Raw genomic sequence first — 16,791 nt, forward strand, 5'->3', positions numbered from 1 at the left:
GGGCCGGCGTGGCGACGACCGCCGATCGTCAGGCCGCGGGGCGATAGATCGCGTAGACCTTCTTCACATGGCCGGTGCTCAGCCACGAGCATTGCGCACCCTGCTCGACGAGGAAGACATCGCCGGTCGCGTAGGTCGCGGTGCGGCCGGCTTCGTCCTCGAAGGTGACGCTGCCGTCGAGCAGATACATCAGTTCATAGTGTCGATACCGCATCGGCAGGCGATGATAGGGCGTCGAATCCCATGTGCCGCAGACGAACTCGCCGCTCGGCGACAGGAAGTCGGTGTGGTTGCGGCACGACGGCGTCGGCCCGACCAGCAGTTCGGCGAGCGGCGCGCCCGAAGGAACGAGCGGGGCGGTTTCGTCGATCATGACGGGCACGACCGCCGCCTCGTCCGACGCGCCGGCGCACGAAATCCGTACGATCACCGTATCCTCGCCCGCCTGCCAGTCGAATGCGGTGCCGCGGGGAAGGACGGCGGACCGGTTCGCGCCGATCGCCTGCCCCGCGACATCCAGCGCGCCGGCCAGCACGAAGACGAACATGTCCGCCGCCAGAGCTTCGACATGGGCCTGCCCGACCAGCCGGATCGCGGAAATGGTGACGGGCCCGGCCGACGACGGCAGGACCAGCCCCGCATCGAGCAATGACCCCGCCGGTGCCGTTTCGGCAAAGGCGCGCAGGTCGACGAACGAGCGCACGGCCGTGTCCACGGTCACAGGCCCAGCAACCCGGGAAGGCCGCCGATACCGGAGATTTCGTGATAGCCGTAATAGGGGTTGGCGGGTTCGTGGCCACGATTGACGAACGCCTTCATCGTGATGCCCATGTCGTGCGCGGTCATCAGGTCGTACCGGAAGCTCGACGAACAGTGCAGCACGTCCTCGGGACCACAGCCGAGCCTGTCGAACATGTACTCGAACGCACGCATCCGCGGCTTGTAGGCTTGCGCTTCCTCGGCGGTGTAGACGGCGTGGAACGGGGCTTCCAGCCGCGTGACGCTGTGCGGGATCAGGTCGATCATCGAGTTCGACAGGATCACCAGCGGAAATTCTGCGGCGACACGCTTCAGCGGTTCGACGACGTCGGGATGCGGGTTCCAGGTCGGCACCGCGGCATAGACCGTGTCCGCATCGCCGTCGCGATAGTCGATCTTCCATTTCGCGCAGGTCCGGCGGAGCGATCCCTCGACCACGTCGCGATACGGCTTCCAGGCACCGAGCACCTCGTCGAGCCGGTAGCTCGAGAAGTCGGCGCAGAAGGCCGCCATATCGGCCTGGGCGATCCGGTCGGCATAAAGCGCGCGGGCAACCGGTGCCATCTCGAAACAGATGAGCGTGCCATAACAGTCGAAGGTGATGAATTTCGGCTTCAGCGCCATGACGGGGTCCTCATTCGGGTTTGGGCTGGAAAAGCGTGGCGTAGAAGCCGGCGGTCCTGAGCGTCAGCGTCACCGGCGTCTCGCCCTGGTTGCGCCAGTACCAGCCATGGATGCCCGCGAACGGCGCGGTGAAGCTGCCTTGCGCGGACGACAGGCCCTTCTGCTTCCAGTAGGTGGTGAAGCCGGTCGCCTTCATCGACGTCTCGCCGTGCATGTCCATCTTGACCGGGCCGCTCGACGTCCAGGCGAACACGAAGCTGTCGCCGGTCTTCATCTCCGCCTTCAGTTCGACGCCTTCGTGCGCGCCGATCGTCACGATACGCTCGTCGGTGCGCCACGGCGTCGCCTTCGCGATCGATGCCTGCGCCTGTTCGGGGACGGTCGCGAGGCCGCTGGCAGGCGGGGCGGGGGGCGGCGTGTCCGCCTCCTCGACCTCGCCGTTGAGGGCGGTGAGGCCGAGCAGGCGGCCGACACCGGTCGGATCGACGCCATAGTCGGCGGGCAGCACGAACAGGGTGAGGACGGCACCGGCACCGATCACTGCCGCGATCGTGGCGCGTGCGAGTGTGCGCGTGCTTGCCTGATACGGGATGGTCGTGGCGGTCATGCGGCGCGCTCCATGGCATATCCGGTGAGCTGGTAGCCGACGAGGACGATCCCCGCCGCCATCAGCACGGCATTGGCGAGGACGATCCCCCGTCCGAAGCCCCGCGTGCGGCGCCACAGCGTCATCAGGATCAGGATGACGCAAAGCGCCATGAACTGGCCGATCTCGACGCCGACGTTGAAGCTGACGAGATTGGCGAACAGCCCGTCGCGCGACACCGACAGGTCCTGGATCTTGGTCGCCAGCCCGAAACCGTGGAAGAACCCGAAGATCAGCACCGCCGCCTTCTGGTCGGGTTCGAACCCGAACAGCGTCCTGTACGCGCCAAGATTGTCGAGCGCCTTGTAGACCACGGACAGTCCGATGATCGCGTCGATGACGAACGGGTTCGCATGGATGTTGCCCATCACGCCCAGGATCAGCGTGGTGCTGTGTCCGATCGCGAACAGCGTGACGTACTTGCCGACGTCCTTCAGGCGATAGAGGAAGAAGATCACGCCGAACAGGAACAGCAGGTGATCGTAGCCGGTCACCATGTGCTTGGCGCCCAGATACAGATACGGGATCACATGGATGCCGGGATGCGCCTGGATATAGGCCTTGTCGCTTTCGGCGACGCCGTGCGCGACGGCGGGGTCGGCGACGGCGAGGATCGCCGCCGCCACCGCCGTCCGCCACATCAGGGTCGCGATGCGGCTCACTTGATGACGAAGCTGGTGCCGAGGCGTGCCTGCGTGGCCTTCTCGACGACCTGGACGGCGAGCTTGGTGCCCGGCGCGAGCTTCAGTCCGGGCGCATCGAAGCGATTGCCGGGGCCCGCCTTCAGCACGATGACCTGCGTCTTGCCGCCGACCGTGATCGTCAGCTTGCCGGTCGCGGCGGACGACGCCAACGGCTCCTCGTCGTCGGTGACGTAGATCGAGACGCCGGCGGGCACGCGGACCAGTTCGAACAGCGTCTCGCCCGTCATCTGGACGATGCCGCCATGCTGGGGCGCGGTATTGCCGTGGGCGAGGAGCGGCGCGGTCGCGATCAGGGCGCAACCGGCAAGGGCGAGCGGGAAGGGCTTCATCGTAAATCTCCGGATCGTCGCGGTCATTCGGGCGCGTGGGCGAGCGTGTAGGCGAGTGTCGCGGTGTGCTCGATGCGGTCATATTTCGTCGGATTGTCGGTCGGTCCGTCATAGACCGCGCGGATCACGTTCAGCCCCTGGTTGCGGACCGGCAGGGTGACGCTGCCGTCGGCGCCCGTCTCGATCTCCTTCGCGTCGGGATCGTTGACCATGTCGGCGATCACCCGCGCGCCCTTCACCGGCTTGCCGTTGAACAGGACGGTATAGCGCAGCGGCGTGCCGAGCGTCGTCGGCAGCGCGGCGGCCGGAACGATCTGGAGGATCTGGGTCGGCAGTGCGGGGATCGGCTTCTCGAGCGGACCCTGGATCGACACGGCATATTTCACCGTCTTTTCGGACAGCGTCGCGTCGGGCATCTCGTCGCGGCCCTTCTTCTCGAACTCGCCGTCGCCCTTTCGCGACCAGGTTCCGTTCTGGAGGACGGCGACGAGCAATGCAGGCTGTTCCTCGGCGTCGACCATCACGACCGGACCGGCGGTGCGCAGCGTCGCCTTGACCGGCCGGTAGCCGGCATCGAACGCGCCGATGCTCTCGACCAGCGGCAGGCGTTTGACCATGTCGAGGTCGTCCGCGCCGATCCCGTAGATCAGCGCCACCTGGCGCGCGCGCTGCGCGAACCAGATGCCGTGTGCGGCGACCGGCGGGGCGGCGACACCCGCGATCACGATGGCGGCGATGAGTGGCTTCAACCTGCGCATGACGGGAATCCTTCGATCGGCTCCCCGCCAGTCTAGGCTCACATCGGGGTCAGATAGCCTCTTTTGGCGGTGCGCGCGGGCATGATCGCGGCCCGGCCGGGCGATCCGCGGCACAATCCACCGCGATCAGAACCATGCCCGAACGCCGAGCGCGAGGGCGATGCCGCCCGTATCCTCGCCGTCGGCGCGCACATAGCGTGCGGTCGCGCCATAGCGACGCTCCCACGAGACGCCGGCATAGGGCGCGAACTCGCGCCTGATCTCGTACCGGAGACGGATGCCGAGTTCGGCCGTCGACAATCCCGCGCCGATCCGGTTGCCCGGCATGTCCTGTGCGGCGAGGTTCAACTCGACGCGCGGCTGAAGGATCGCCCGCTGCGTGATGCGCTGGTCGTACCATGCCTCGCCCCGCACCAGCACGTCGCCCTTGTCCGACAGGAAGACCGCACCCTCCACGTCGAACCAGTATGGCGCGAGCCCTTCGACACCGATCGTGGCATAGGTCCGCTTCGCGCCCGCGCCGAGATCCTGGCGGATGCCGGCCTGGAGGTTCCAATAGGGATCGACCGCCTTCGAATAGAGCGCCTGCACCTCGGCGCTCTCGACGCGGTCGCCAAGACCGCCTTCGCCTTCGGTCTTGACCACGAGCCGGTGAATGTCGCCGCCGAACCAGCCCTCGCCGTCCCAGCGATAGCCGTCGCGGCCGTTGCGGACCTGCACCTCAGCGAGGTTGAAAACGACCTGGCTCAGCCGCATGCCGCCATGCTCGTCGCGCATCCTGCGGTTGGCCTCCGCCATCGTCGCGGGATCGTAGAAGCGCGCGGCCGCAAGCGTGGCCGGCGGTGCGGGGGCCGGCGCGTCGCCCGCATCCTGATCGGTGCCGGCGGGTGCGGCGACCGCTGGCGGCTGCGGCGTTGCGGCCGGTGGTGCAGCGGGCGTGCAATGGCCCATCGCCGCGTGTTCGGGTGGGCAGGCGTCGGTCGACGCGGGGACGGTCGGCGTCCTGTCCATGCCCGGCGTCCCGGACGGCATGGTGGCCCGGGCGCCGGTCTTTTTCGGTGCCGGTCCGCGCCTGGCGGGCGCATCGTCGACCGGCGGCCTGGGCTTGGCGGGTGTCGTCATGCCGGGCATCTTCATCCCGGCCATGTCGTGCATCTGCGCGGCGGCAGGAGCCGTGATCATTAGCATCGGCGCGGCGAGCGACAGCGTCTTCATGCCGCCGCTCCCGACGTGTCGGTCCGGACCGTGACGACCTGCATCATGCCGGCGTGCATGTGATAGAGGAGATGGCAGTGGAAGGCCCAGTCGCCGATCGCATCCGCGGTGAGATCGAACGTCGCGGTGCCCCCGGGCGCGACGTTGATCGTGTGCTTGCGCGGCGAGTGGTCGCCATGCCCGGTCACCAGCTCGAAGAAATGGCCGTGGAGATGGATCGGATGCGCCATCATCGTGTCGTTGACCAGCGTCACGCGGACGCGCTCGCCCGCGCGGAACGGGATCGGCGCCTTCACTTCGTTCAGTTTCACGCCGTCGAACGCCCACATATAGCGTTCCATGTTGCCCGTCAGGTGGATCTGCATCTGCCGCGACGGCGCGCGCAGATCGGGATTGCGCTCCAGCGCGACGAGATCCTTGTAGACCAGCACCTTGTGGCCGACGTCGACCAGCCCCTGGGGCGGCTCGCCGGTACGATCCATCGGCATCGGCGAGACGGTCTGCACGGTCGGCGTCTTCGGCAACCCAGGCGCGTTGGAGAAGTCGCGCATCGAATGGCTCATGCCGGACATCCCGCCGTCGCCGATCGGCTCGCCGGGCGTGCAATGCCCCATCGCCGCATGCTCGGGCAGGCATTGTGCAGGTCCTGCGTCGGCAGGAGCGGCAGCAGGCGCGGTGCCGTGGTCCATGCCCTCCATCCCGCCCATCCCCGCCATGTCGCCCATGCCCATGTCCTTCATGGTCGCGAGCGGTCGCGTGCGGAGCGCCGGGACGGCGGCGATCATCCCAGCGCGGGGCGCCAAGGTGGCGCGCGCCATGCCCGACCGGTCCCATGCCTCGGCGACCAGCGTATAGGCCGTGGGCTCAGCCGGCTCGACGATCACGTCATAGGTTTCGGCGACCGCGATCTGGAACTCGTCGACCGCGACCGGCTTCACGTTCTGGCCGTCTGCCTGGACGATCGTCAGCGTCAGGCCGGGAATCCGCACGTTGAAGATCGTCATCGCCGATGCGTTGACGATCCGCAGCCGGACGCGCTCGCCGGGCCGGAACAGCGCGGTCCAGTTGTCCGCCGGGCCGTGGCCGTTGACCAGATAGGTATAGGTCGATCCGGTGACGTCGGACACGTCGGTCGGGTCCATCCGCATCCCGCCCCACATCGTGCGGTCCTTCAGCGGCTGGTCCCTGCCCTCGAGCAACCCGGCGAGCGTCTGCTTCTGGTAGTTGAAGTACCCGCCCTGCTGTTTCAGCTTCTTGAAGATCGCATGCGGGTGGAGCGGGCTGTGATCGGACAGCAGGATGACGTGCTCGCGATCCGACACGATCGGATCGACGCCCGCGGGGTCGACGACGATCGGCCCGTAATGACCCATTTGCTCCTGTAGCCCCGAATGGCTGTGATACCAGTAGGTGCCGGCCTGGATCAGCGGGAATTCATAGGTGAAGGTGGAGCGCGCCGGGATTCCGGGAAAGCTGATCCCCGGAACGCCGTCCATCTGGAACGGCACCAGCAGGCCGTGCCAGTGGATCGAGGTTTCCTCGTCGAGATCGTTGGTGACGGCGAGCTTCACCGTCTGGCCCTCGCGCAGGCGGACCAGCGGACCCGGCACCGTGCCGTTGATACCGATGCCGTGCGCAGGCTTGCCGTCGATCGTCATCATCTGATGCGCGACCCTCAGCGCGATCATGTCGCCGGAGACGGTTTGCAGCGGCGTAGTCGTGCCAGGCCCCATGCCGGCCGTGACGGGTTGCGCCCAGGCCGGCAACCAGGGCACCGTGAGGACGCCTGCGCCAAATCCCGCGTCCCGAAGAAAGCGGCGGCGGTCGAGATCGATCATGCTGGTCCTCAAGCGAACGGGTCTATGCGGCCTATACGCGGCCGGGACGCAAAGCCCTCACATGCCCGTGGAACGCGCCGCGCGCCGGACGCGCGCTTCGATCTCCCAAGACGTCGCGGCTGGCGCCTGCTTTTGCATTGCGAGGTGCGCTCGCGTCGCCCTCTGCAATTCGCGCCCGGCCGCGTTGCGATCGGTCGATCGCAGCGGCGACGTTCGTCCGTAGGCGTGCCCTGATGCGATCCGTGAGGGGCACGCGCCCGTGCTGCGTATGCAGGGCATCGCCCCTCAACGGAGTTTGCCCGATGTCCCACACGACGATGCTGTCGAAGATGATCGTGACCGCCGCGTTCGCTGCCGCGCTCTTGCCGGCGACCGCGCTCGCGCACCCGAAACTGCTCAGGAGCACGCCCGCGGCGGACGCCACCGTCGCCGCACCCAGCCGTGTCGAACTGCGGTTCAGCGAAAGGCTGATGGCGAAATTGTCGGGTGCCGTGATCGTAATGACCGGAATGCCGGGGATGGCGAACCACGCGCCGATGCCGATGGGCGGCACCACCAGTGCGGTCGGCCCCGACGGCAATTCACTGGTCGTGACCACGAAGACGCCGCTTCCCGCCGGCACCTATCGCGTCGACTGGCATGTCGTCTCGTCGGATACGCACCGGATCACCGGCACCTATTCGTTCAGCGTGCGATAGACGGGTGGCGGACTGGACGGTCGTCGCGCTTCGCTTCGCGATTGCGCTGACCCTGTCGCTGGCGTTCGGCGTGCCGCTCCAGTCGCGGCTCGTCGGCCGGCGCGTCACGGTCCTGCTGATCCTGGCCGGCATGCTCCTGTCCGCACTCGGCCTTGTATCGCTGAGCGCCGCGATGGCGGGAACGGAGATCTTCCCGGTCGATCGCGCGACGCTGACGATGATCGTCGACGAGACTGCGCTCGGCCGATCGTTCGTCGTCCGGTTCGCCGCGCTCGCGCTGGCGCTCTGCGCGCTGGGTCTGCCGGGACCGATCGGTCTCCGGCGGCACCTGGCGGTCGTCGGTGGGACGGGAGCGGCGATGGCGACGTTGGCGTGGACCGGCCACGGCGCGATGGACGAGGGCGCGCGTGGCTGGCTGCATCTTGCGGCGGATGTCGTCCATCTGCTTGCCGCTGCGGCCTGGATCGGGGCGATCGCCGTCCTGCTGGTGTCGGTAGCGCGCGCGACAGGCCGGCATCGCATGGCAGACGTCCGCGCGGCGCTTGCGGGTTTCGCGACGACGGGTTCGGTACTAGTCGGGTCGATCGCGGTCAGCGGCGCGATCAACGGCTGGATGATCCTTGGCCGTGACGGCATCGCGCAGCCTTTCCGGACCGATTACGGCGTATTGCTGGCGGTGAAGATCGTGCTGTTCGGCGCGATGCTGCTGATCGCCGCGACCAATCGCTGGGTGCTGACGCCGCATCTGGACCGTGCGATCGAAGCGGACCGGGCGCGGACCGCGGCATCCTGGCTTCGCATCAGCCTGATCGCGGAGTTGGCCTGCGCCGTCGTCATCGTGGCGATCGTCGCGTGGCTCGGTACGCTCTCCCCACAGGGCTAGGCGGATCGACACTATCCTGCGCTAGGCCGCCGGTCGGGCGAACCGCGCGATATGATACTGCGCGATCGGCGTCGTCGTCGTGCCGGTGGCGATCAGTTCGGCCATCACGTCGCCGACGCCGGGACCGATCTGGAACCCCGCGCCGCAAAAGCCGAACGCGTAGAACAGCCCGGGCGTCGTGGAACTCGGCCCCATGATCGGCACGTCGTCGGGCAGGTAGCTCTCGATCCCGCTCCAGCTGCGGATCGTGCTGACATTGGCGAAGGCGGGCATGACCCGGCGGAGCTGGTCCATCTGGCCGAGGATCGCCTCGGGCAGCACGGTCGCGCGATTGGTTTCGGCCGAGGCCGGGCCACGCGCGAACCCGCCGCAGATGATGTTGCCGCGCTTCACCTGCCGAAAATAGACGGTTTCGTGCAGATGCGGCGTCGATACGCCGATCGTCGGCGCGATGCGGTAGGGCAGCGGTTCGGTCACCGTCATCTGCGGCCCGTGCACCGCAAGCGGAACGGGTTCGCCGAACGCCGCGGACAATCGGCCGCCCCATGCGCCCGCCGTGATCAGCACCACCGGCGCGCGCAATTCGCCCTGGCCGGCGACCTCGACGACGAAGTCGGTGCCGGCCTTGCCCACCCCCAGCACCTCGGAATTTTCGCGCACGTCGGCACCCGCGCGCGCGGCGGCGCGACCGATGGCGGGGGCGGTCAGGCGCGGATTGGCATGGCCGCCGGTCGGATCGTAACAGCCTGCGACGAGATCCCGTCCGAGATATGCGAAGCGCGCCGGCAGCGCGTTCGACGAGATCATCTCCAGATCGAGGCCGTACGCGCGCGAGTCGCGCGCATAGGCCTCCATCCTGTCGGCCTGTTCGCGCGACCAGCAGACGCGCAAATGCCCTTCGGACACGAATTCGCAATCCTCGCCGATCAGTTCGGGCAACCGGTCCCAGATCGCGCGCGCGCGGTTCGCCAGCGGAAGCTGATGCAGATAGCGCCCCTGGCGACGGACATTGCCGAAATTGACGCCGCTCGCCTGCTGGCCGACCAGCCCGCGTTCGAGCAGGATGACGGACTTGCCGTGCCGACGCAGGAAGAACGCCGCCGACGCGCCCATGATGCCGCCACCGACGACGATGACGTCGGCCTGCCGGGGCTTCGTCGACTGGGTCATTGGTCCGCTTCCCTGGCCGGTGCGGCGACGGTGGCCATCGACAGCGGCTTGACCGGGGCGGCACCGCGCAACCGGCCGACCTCGGCGAGCGGGACGCCGCGCACGTCGGCGATGATCTCGGCCGCGGCGCTTCCGCAGAACCGCCCCTGGCAACGGCCCATGCCGATCCGCGACAGCGCCTTGGCGCGGTTCATCTCGGGTGCGCCCTTGTCGATCGCGGCGTCGCGGATATCGCCTGCGGTGATCGCCTCGCAACGGCACACGATCACGTCGTCGGCCACCGATGCGGCGAGCGTGGCGGGCCAGGGGAAGGCGGTGGACAATCCGCGCCGGAACCGGTCGAGCTGCGCGATGCGCTTGCGAAGCGCGGCCACCGCGGCGGCATCGACCGGGCGCCCGAGATCGCCCAGCGCCGCCAGCGCCGCGAGCCGTCCCGCAACCTCCGCCGCATCGGCGCCCAGGATCCGCGCCCCGTCGCCGGCGATATAGACATGGGCGCGCGGCGTGCGGCCGTCGACATCCGCCTCGGGCCGCCACTGCCCCGTCGCATCGTCGAACACGAACGGGCAGCCGGCAAGATCGGCAAGCTGGGTTTCCGACCGCAGATGGAAACCCATGCCGACCGCGTCGCAGGCGACGTGCCGCTCGGTCCCCTGCACCGCGTAGCGTACACCCGTCACGTCCTCCGCGCCGTCGATCGCGATCGGCCGTACGCCATTCTCGACGCGCACCCCCGCTGCCGCCAGTCGGGCGCGGAACATCAGCCCGCGTGCGAGGAAGCCGGGCCGGACGGCAAGGTCGGGCAACGCCTTGAGCTGGGCCGAAAACGGCGCGGTGTCGAGCACGGCCGCGGGCGGCACGCCGGCCTTCAGATACTGGTAGGCGACCAGATAGAGCAGCGGGCCGGTGCCAAGGAACACCGGGCGTGCGCCGATGCTGCACGCTTGCGCCTTCAGCGCGATCTGCGCCCCGCCAAGGCTGTAGCAGCCCGGCAGCGTCCATCCCGCGACCGGCGCGAGCCGGTCGGTCGCGCCGGTCGCGAGGATCAGCGCGTCGAACCGCAGCGTGCTCGCCATCCCCCGTGTGACGACATGCAGCACGTCCTCACGCAGCGTCCAGGCGAGCGTCTCGGCACGATAGTCGATCCGGTCGACCAGCGCGTCGAAGCCGTCGTGGAGCGACCGCGCCTTGTCCGCATCCGCACCGTACAGCGCCTCGTGCCGCCGGACGAAATTGGCCGGCTGGCGGCGGTAGATCTGGCCGCCGGACAGCTGGCCTTCGTCGATCACGACCGGTCGCAGCCCGGCGGCGACGAGCGTCTCCGCCGCGCGGATGCCGGCCGGACCTGCGCCGACCACGATCACGGTGGGATGATCGACGGTCATATCGCGGTCGGCCACAGGTCGTCGCTCGCCGGCGTGGTCAGCAGGCTCAGCCCGGCACGGACCGGCGTCGTGCAGGCACGCAGGCGGCTGCCGTCGGCGGACCACATCCAGCAGTCCTGGCATGCACCCATCAGGCAGAAGCCGGCGCGGTCGCCGCCGCCGAACTCGGACGCGCGCAGTGTTGGGCCAGCGGCGAGCACGGCCACCATCAGCGTATCGCCTTCAAGCGCCGACACCGGCCGGCCGTCGATCTCGATCTCCACGATCGGGCGGTCGCGCTCGGCAAGCCTGTGGAAGCGGGGCCCGCCGCTCACAGGTACTTCAACCACCAGATGTCCTTGCGACGCTTCTTCAGACTGGAGAACCAGCGGGTCGGGAAATACAGCGGCACGATCAGCGCGGCGAACCACACCCACACCCAGGCAAGCGAATCGACGCCGAAGATCGCGCCGTGATTGGGGCCGAAGATCGCCAGCGCGGACAGGTAGAACAGGCGCAGCAGATAGAGGTGGAACAGGTAGAAGAACATCGGTGCGCCGCCCAGCACCGCCAGCCAGTGCGAGACGCGACCGCCCTCCAGCCGCTCGAACCACCCAAGCAGGATCGCGCCGATCCCCAGCGTCGGCAGCAGGAACAGCAGCGACGGCGGATATTTGGTCAGCGCGAGGATGCTCATCACGGTGCGCAGGCGATCGCCCGGCACCACGAACCACGGCGCGTCGCCATAGACGTTGAGCAGCCGCAACACGACGAACCCCGCGATCATGCCGATCCCCAGCATCGTCAGCCGCCGCCGACGGTCGCGCGCCGCCAGCGCCGTGAACCACGGCCCGACCGACCAGCCGAGGCAGATCACGCCAACCCAGGGCAGCACCGGATAGTTGATCTTGACCGTCATGCCGAGAAACTGCGTGACGGAGCGCTCGTGGACGACGCCCCACAGGACATAGAGCGGATGGTCCGGCGGCAGGACGATCCCGTCGAGCAGATTGTGCCCGCCGACGATCGCCAGCCCCAGCACGAGGATCGCCTTGCGCGGCAAATGCAGCAGCGCGGCGAGGATGACCATGCACAGCCCGATCGCCCAGATGACCTGGAGAAACACGAACTGGAACGGCAGTTCGGCGCGCCACGAGAAATTGACGAAGGTGAGTTCGAGAAAGATGAGGAACAGGCCCCGCTTCAGCAGGAACGCGGAGGTTTCGGCGGGGGTGTGCTTCCGGCCGTACAGATAGGCGGACAGCCCGGTCAGCGCGACGAAGATCGGCGCGCACAGCGTGCTGGTGATGCGGGTGAAGAACAAGGCAGGCATGATCGTCCGCGCGTCGACCGGATCGCTGACCGGAATGTACAGGAACCACGTCTCGCGCAGGTGATCGAGCAGCATGAACAGCATCACCAGGCCGCGCAGTGCATCGATGCTCATCAAGCGCGCGGCCGCGGTGGCGGGGGCACCTGCCAATCCATCCGCCGGTACGGCTCCCGTCATCTTGCCCGCCAAGCTCGCCATGCCCGTCTCCACGCTGGATTGCTCCCGGAAAATACGCCGCGCTCAGCCGCAGAAAGTGCCGTATTGCGCGCGACCTCCTGCGGGAAGCGCCGAATCGTCGATCACTTACGCTGCGGAAGGACGGCGATGGCATCGATCTCGACCAGATAGCCGAAATGCAGTTCGGGGACCGGTACGACGGTGCGCGCGGGGCGGACGTCGGGCAGCGTCGCGGCATAGACCGCGTTGAACCGCGGCCAGTTGTCGATCCCGACGATATAGGCGGTCACGCGCACCAGATCCCGGACCGTACCGCCTGCCGCATCGAGAATGGCGAGCATGTTGGCGATCGCCTGCCGCGCCTGCGTGTCGAACCCGCCATCAGGCAGCGGCGCACCGTCCGCGCGGATCGGCAGCTGGCCGGAAATATAAAGATGTCCGCCGGCGACCATCCCCTGCGAATAATGTCCCGCCGGTGACGGTGCCCGATCGGTGAATATCGGCGTCAGGTGCGTGGTCATTACCATCCTCCGAAACGTGGCCATTCGGCCTCGACGACGGTCGAGGTCCCCTGGACGACGTGATAGCTGCGATGTTGCGCGCCGGTCGCGCAGGCGTGGTTCGGCAGGATCCGCACGCGATCGCCGATCGCGAGGTCCGGCAGCACGCCGCCCGAGCCCGGCCGCACCTCGACGATGCCATGCTCTTGGTTTGCGCCGCCGACGATCAGGTCGGGATAGGGCGTGCCGTCGATGCCGCAAACCAGTCCATAGCCCTGGCTGACCGCCTGCCGCGCGGTGCCGCGATCCTGCGACATCGCCATCCAGCCCGCATCGATCAGGATCCAGCCCTTCTCGCGCTGATGACCGATCACCGTGGCCAGCACCGACAGCGCGACGTCGTCGACCTGACAGACGCCGATGCCCGCCATGACGAGGTCGAAGAAGACGAACACGCCCGCGCGAACCTCGGTCACGCCGGTCAGGTCGGTCGCATGATGCGCGGTGGGGGTCGATCCGACGCTGACCACCGGGCAAGCGAAACCGGCCGCCCGCAGCACCGCCGCCGCATCGACGACGCTGCGGCGCTCGATTTCCGCGCAAAGCCTCAAGGCGTCCGCGCCGCGCGCGCCGTAGCTGTCGCCGGCATGGGTCAGCACGCCGCGCAGTTCGGCGGCCGGCTCCAGGGCGCGCGCGATCGCCAGCAACCGGGCCGCGTCTCCGGGAAGCACGCCCGATCGATGGCCGTCGCAATCGATCTCTATCAACGCGGGGATGCGGACGCCGGCGTCGCGCGCGGCGGCGGCGACCGCTTCGGCCTGTTCGACCGTGTCGAGGATGACCGCGAGGTCGACGCCGTCGGCGCGCAGTTTCAGCACGCGCGGCAGCTTCGACGGTGCGATCCCGACCGCGTAGATTATGTCGCGCACGCCCGCCGCGGCGAACTGCGCGGCTTCCTTCAGCGTCGAGACGGTCGCGGGGCCATCGGCCGACACCATCACCCGCCGCGCCACCTCGACCGACTTGCCGGTCTTCAGATGCGGGCGGAGCGTGACGCCGTGCGGGCCAAGTCGGTCGCGTAGGCGTCGCACGTTGCGATCCATACGCGCGGCATCGAGCACCAGGCACGGCGTCTCGATGCTGGCGAGGGTTGCGGCGGCGCCTGCGGCAGGATCGCCCGTCGTCATCATATCGCTCATCGTCGCCCCCAAGATACAGCGCGATGCTCGCGCGAATTGACGGCCCGCGCAATTAACGAGTATTGCATACACCATTAAGGTATTGATTAATGCTATCGTCTGACGACCTCGCCTTCTTCGCCGTGATCGCCTGCTCTACGTCGCTGGCGGAGAGCGCGCGAAAACTGAACGTGACGCCGCCCGCGGTCACGCAGCGGCTGCACGCGCTCGAAGCGAAGGTCGGCGTGCGGCTGGTCGATCGTTCGGGACGCCATATCGGCCTCACGGACGAGGGCGCGCTCGTCGCAGCGCACGGCATACGCATCGCCGATGCGATCGAGGCCTTGTCGGAGGCGCTGGCGGATCGCCGTAGCCTCGTCACCGGCCACCTCCGCATCGCCGCGCCGCACGGCTTCGGCCGCGCGCATGTCGCGCCGGTGGTGAATGCGTTCGCGCATGCGCACCCCGGCGTCGCGGTGACGCTGGATCTGTCCGATCATCCCGGCGCGCATCTGATCGACAGTTGCGACGTCGTCATCCACATCGGCGCACCCGGAGCGCTCGACCGGGTCGTCACGACGCTGGCGCCGAACCGCCGCATCCTCTGCGCCAGTCCCGCCTATCTCGATGCCGCGCCGCCCGTCCTGGCCCCCGCCGATCTGGTCGCGCATCGCTGCCTCGTATTGCGCGAGAACGACGAGGACGTGTCGCTATGGCGCTTCACCGGTCCGCAGCGGACCCCGGCCACGGTACGGATCGGATCGGCGATGTCGAGCAACGACGGCACCGTGATCCGCGACTGGGCGATTGCGGGGCAGGGGATCGCGATCCGCTCCGAATGGAACGTCGCCGACGATCTGGCGGACGGCAGCCTTTGCGAGGTGATGCCCGGCTGGTCGGCACCGTCCGCCGACGTCGTCGCGATGCTGGGCGCCCGCCATGGCCGCAGCGCGCGTACCACGGCGTTCCTCGCGGCGCTGCGCCAGTCGCTGGCGCCGCCCGCATGGCGCCGGCATCAATAGCCGATGATCGCCTTCGTCTCGAGATATTCCTCCAGCCCGTGGACGCCATATTCGCGGCCGTTGCCCGACCGCTTGTATCCTCCGAACGCGGCCCCGCCATCCCATTTGGGGGAGTTGATATGCACCTGGCCCGAACGGATGCGCGACGCGACGCGGCGTGCGCGTTCGACATCCCCCGACTGGAGATGCGCGCCCAGACCATAGACGGTGTCGTTAGCGATCCGGATCGCATCTTCTTCGTCGCGATAGGGAATGATGACGAGGACCGGACCGAAAATCTCCTCGCGCGCGATCCGCATGTCGCTGCGTACGTCGGAGAAGATCGTGGGCCGGGCATAGAATCCCTGCGTGATCCCGGCGGGCTTGCCGAGTCCGCCGCAGACCAGCCGGGCGCCCTCGTCGATGCCGGCCAGGATCATCGCCTGAACGCGGTCATATTGCGTGGCGTTGGCGATCGGTCCCATCGTGGTGTCGTCGCGCCGCGGGTCGCCCACCCTGATGTCCGCCGCCGCTGCGGCCGCCAGCGCCTCCACCTCGGCGAGGCGATCGGCGGGCACGATCATCCGCGTCGGCGCGCTGCACGACTGGCCGACGTTGCGGAACGCCGCCAGAACGCCCTTCGCCACGCCCTGCGCGAAATCGGCGTCGTCGAGGAACAGGTTCGGCGATTTGCCGCCCAGTTCCTGCACCACGCGCTTGACCGTGGGCGCGGCGGCCTGCGCGACCAGCACGCCGGCGCGGGTCGATCCGGTGATCGAGATCATGGCGACGTCGGGATGCGCCGAAAGCGCCGCGCCGACGACTTCGCCGGTGCCGTTCACCATGTTGAACACGCCCGCCGGGACGTCCGCGTCATGCATCACCTGCGCGAAGAGCAGCGCGCTGTACGGCGACAATTCGCTGGGTTTCAGGACGACCGTGCATCCGGCCGCGATCGCCGGCGCGACCTTCGCGGTGATCTGGTACAGGGGCCAGTTCCACGGCGTGATGAGCGCACAGACGCCGATCGGTTCCCTGGCGGTGGCGGTGGAGCCGTCGACCGTCAGGAACGGATAGCGTTCCAGCACGTCGATGGCGATCCGGACATGTTCGGCAGCGAATGGAACCTGCGACGTCCGCGCGAAGCCGATCGCCGCACCCATCTCCGCGACGATCGCCTCGACGAACGCTTCCGAGCGCGCATGGATCAGATCGAGGATGCGCCGGAGGAGCGCGATCCGTTCCGTCACCGACGTATGCGCGTACGTCTCGAACGCGCGGCTGGCGGCGGCGACCGCGGCATCGACGTCCGCCCTCGACCCCGCCGCGATGTGGCCGATGATCGCCTGCGACGCCGGATCGACCACCGCGATCTCTCCCGAACCGGTCGACCTGCGCCACTCTCCGTCGATATAGGAGTCGCCGGTATGGCCTGTCGTCATGATCGTCTCTCGTCCTTCGAAATTGGACGCCGTCTCGGGTGCGATCTGCTCTCCGGGGGCGCTCTGCCGATCGATAAGACCATAACGGATGCGGCCGAAGTCGCGCTTTTGCGCGCCGTGACCGGAAGCCATGCCGAATCCTGTGCAATATCGGCCTGAACTGCTGCGTCGC

Annotated in this window: 18 protein-coding genes; 3 read left to right on the forward strand and 15 right to left on the reverse strand. The window is 68.2% G+C overall.

What is annotated here, in order from left to right; genetic code table 11:
- Nucleotides 1-28: 28 nt before the first annotated feature.
- The 8 genes from ACV7NO_RS04210 to ACV7NO_RS04245 form a co-directional block, all read right to left on the reverse strand.
- Entirely contained in the window at nucleotides 29-715 is a 687-nt protein-coding gene (locus ACV7NO_RS04210; RefSeq protein WP_463404770.1) for a cupin domain-containing protein, read from the reverse strand.
- A gap of 2 nt (nucleotides 716-717) precedes the next feature.
- Nucleotides 718-1,383, reverse strand: coding sequence for a haloacid dehalogenase type II (locus tag ACV7NO_RS04215; protein ID WP_463404771.1), 666 nt, complete (start codon nucleotides 1,381-1,383; stop codon nucleotides 718-720).
- A gap of 10 nt (nucleotides 1,384-1,393) precedes the next feature.
- The gene (locus ACV7NO_RS04220) at nucleotides 1,394-1,990 is read right to left on the reverse strand and encodes a hypothetical protein (RefSeq protein WP_463404772.1); all 597 of its coding nucleotides are present in this window, start codon (nucleotides 1,988-1,990) and stop codon (nucleotides 1,394-1,396) included.
- Nucleotides 1,987-2,670 (reverse strand): HupE/UreJ family protein, encoded by a 684-nt coding sequence (locus tag ACV7NO_RS04225; protein WP_463407277.1) that lies wholly within the window; start codon nucleotides 2,668-2,670, stop codon nucleotides 1,987-1,989. The genes ACV7NO_RS04220 and ACV7NO_RS04225 overlap by 4 nt, the downstream gene beginning before the upstream one ends.
- A 17-nt stretch (nucleotides 2,671-2,687) precedes the next feature.
- The gene (locus ACV7NO_RS04230) at nucleotides 2,688-3,062 is read right to left on the reverse strand and encodes a hypothetical protein (RefSeq protein ID WP_463404773.1); all 375 of its coding nucleotides are present in this window, start codon (nucleotides 3,060-3,062) and stop codon (nucleotides 2,688-2,690) included.
- 23 nt (nucleotides 3,063-3,085) lie between these two features.
- Nucleotides 3,086-3,820 (reverse strand): DUF4198 domain-containing protein, encoded by a 735-nt coding sequence (locus ACV7NO_RS04235; protein WP_463404774.1) that lies wholly within the window; start codon nucleotides 3,818-3,820, stop codon nucleotides 3,086-3,088.
- A gap of 126 nt (nucleotides 3,821-3,946) precedes the next feature.
- On the reverse strand, nucleotides 3,947-5,035 hold the full coding sequence (locus ACV7NO_RS04240) for a copper resistance protein B (protein WP_463404775.1): 1,089 nt from the start codon (nucleotides 5,033-5,035) through the stop codon (nucleotides 3,947-3,949).
- Entirely contained in the window at nucleotides 5,032-6,873 is a 1,842-nt protein-coding gene (locus tag ACV7NO_RS04245; protein WP_463404776.1) for a copper resistance system multicopper oxidase, read from the reverse strand. The genes ACV7NO_RS04240 and ACV7NO_RS04245 overlap by 4 nt, the downstream gene beginning before the upstream one ends.
- Before the next feature lie 302 nt (nucleotides 6,874-7,175).
- Here ACV7NO_RS04245 and copC point away from each other — a divergent pair, with 302 nt between their 5' ends.
- On the forward strand, nucleotides 7,176-7,571 hold the full coding sequence (gene copC, locus ACV7NO_RS04250) for a copper homeostasis periplasmic binding protein CopC (protein WP_463404777.1): 396 nt from the start codon (nucleotides 7,176-7,178) through the stop codon (nucleotides 7,569-7,571).
- Between the two features lie 4 nt (nucleotides 7,572-7,575).
- Nucleotides 7,576-8,454 (forward strand): copper homeostasis membrane protein CopD, encoded by an 879-nt coding sequence (copD, locus tag ACV7NO_RS04255; RefSeq protein WP_463404778.1) that lies wholly within the window; start codon nucleotides 7,576-7,578, stop codon nucleotides 8,452-8,454.
- 21 nt (nucleotides 8,455-8,475) lie between these two features.
- Here copD and ACV7NO_RS04260 read toward each other — a convergent pair whose 3' ends face one another.
- The 6 genes from ACV7NO_RS04260 to ACV7NO_RS04285 all read right to left on the reverse strand — a co-directional run bounded on the left by ACV7NO_RS04260 (nucleotide 8,476) and on the right by ACV7NO_RS04285 (nucleotide 14,197).
- On the reverse strand, nucleotides 8,476-9,624 hold the full coding sequence (locus ACV7NO_RS04260) for an NAD(P)/FAD-dependent oxidoreductase (protein ID WP_463404779.1): 1,149 nt from the start codon (nucleotides 9,622-9,624) through the stop codon (nucleotides 8,476-8,478).
- On the reverse strand, nucleotides 9,621-11,009 hold the full coding sequence (locus ACV7NO_RS04265; RefSeq protein WP_463404780.1) for an FAD/NAD(P)-dependent oxidoreductase: 1,389 nt from the start codon (nucleotides 11,007-11,009) through the stop codon (nucleotides 9,621-9,623). The genes ACV7NO_RS04260 and ACV7NO_RS04265 overlap by 4 nt, the downstream gene beginning before the upstream one ends.
- Nucleotides 11,006-11,272: a (2Fe-2S)-binding protein gene (locus ACV7NO_RS04270; RefSeq protein WP_463404781.1), complete on the reverse strand. Its 267-nt coding sequence runs from the start codon at nucleotides 11,270-11,272 to the stop codon at nucleotides 11,006-11,008. Before ACV7NO_RS04270 ends, ACV7NO_RS04265 begins: the two co-directional genes overlap by 4 nt.
- Nucleotides 11,273-11,319: 47 nt before the next feature.
- The gene (locus ACV7NO_RS04275; RefSeq protein WP_463404782.1) at nucleotides 11,320-12,435 is read right to left on the reverse strand and encodes a DUF1624 domain-containing protein; all 1,116 of its coding nucleotides are present in this window, start codon (nucleotides 12,433-12,435) and stop codon (nucleotides 11,320-11,322) included.
- Between the two features lie 185 nt (nucleotides 12,436-12,620).
- A complete protein-coding gene (locus tag ACV7NO_RS04280) occupies nucleotides 12,621-13,019 on the reverse strand; it encodes a RidA family protein (RefSeq protein WP_463404783.1) in 399 nt (132 codons plus the stop codon).
- Entirely contained in the window at nucleotides 13,019-14,197 is a 1,179-nt protein-coding gene (locus ACV7NO_RS04285; protein ID WP_463404784.1) for an alanine racemase, read from the reverse strand. Before ACV7NO_RS04285 ends, ACV7NO_RS04280 begins: the two co-directional genes overlap by 1 nt.
- 89 nt (nucleotides 14,198-14,286) lie before the next feature.
- Between ACV7NO_RS04285 and ACV7NO_RS04290 the strand changes: the two genes are divergently transcribed.
- Complete coding sequence (locus ACV7NO_RS04290) at nucleotides 14,287-15,198, forward strand: LysR family transcriptional regulator (RefSeq protein WP_463404785.1); 912 nt, start codon at nucleotides 14,287-14,289, stop codon at nucleotides 15,196-15,198.
- On the opposite strand, the gene ACV7NO_RS04295 is transcribed toward ACV7NO_RS04290, so the two are convergent.
- Entirely contained in the window at nucleotides 15,192-16,619 is a 1,428-nt protein-coding gene (locus ACV7NO_RS04295) for an aldehyde dehydrogenase family protein (protein WP_463404786.1), read from the reverse strand. The two genes, ACV7NO_RS04290 and ACV7NO_RS04295, sit on opposite strands and share 7 nt — an antisense overlap.
- Nucleotides 16,620-16,791 lie beyond the last annotated feature (172 nt).

Source organism: Sphingomonas sp. Ell38C01, from assembly GCF_055231975.1.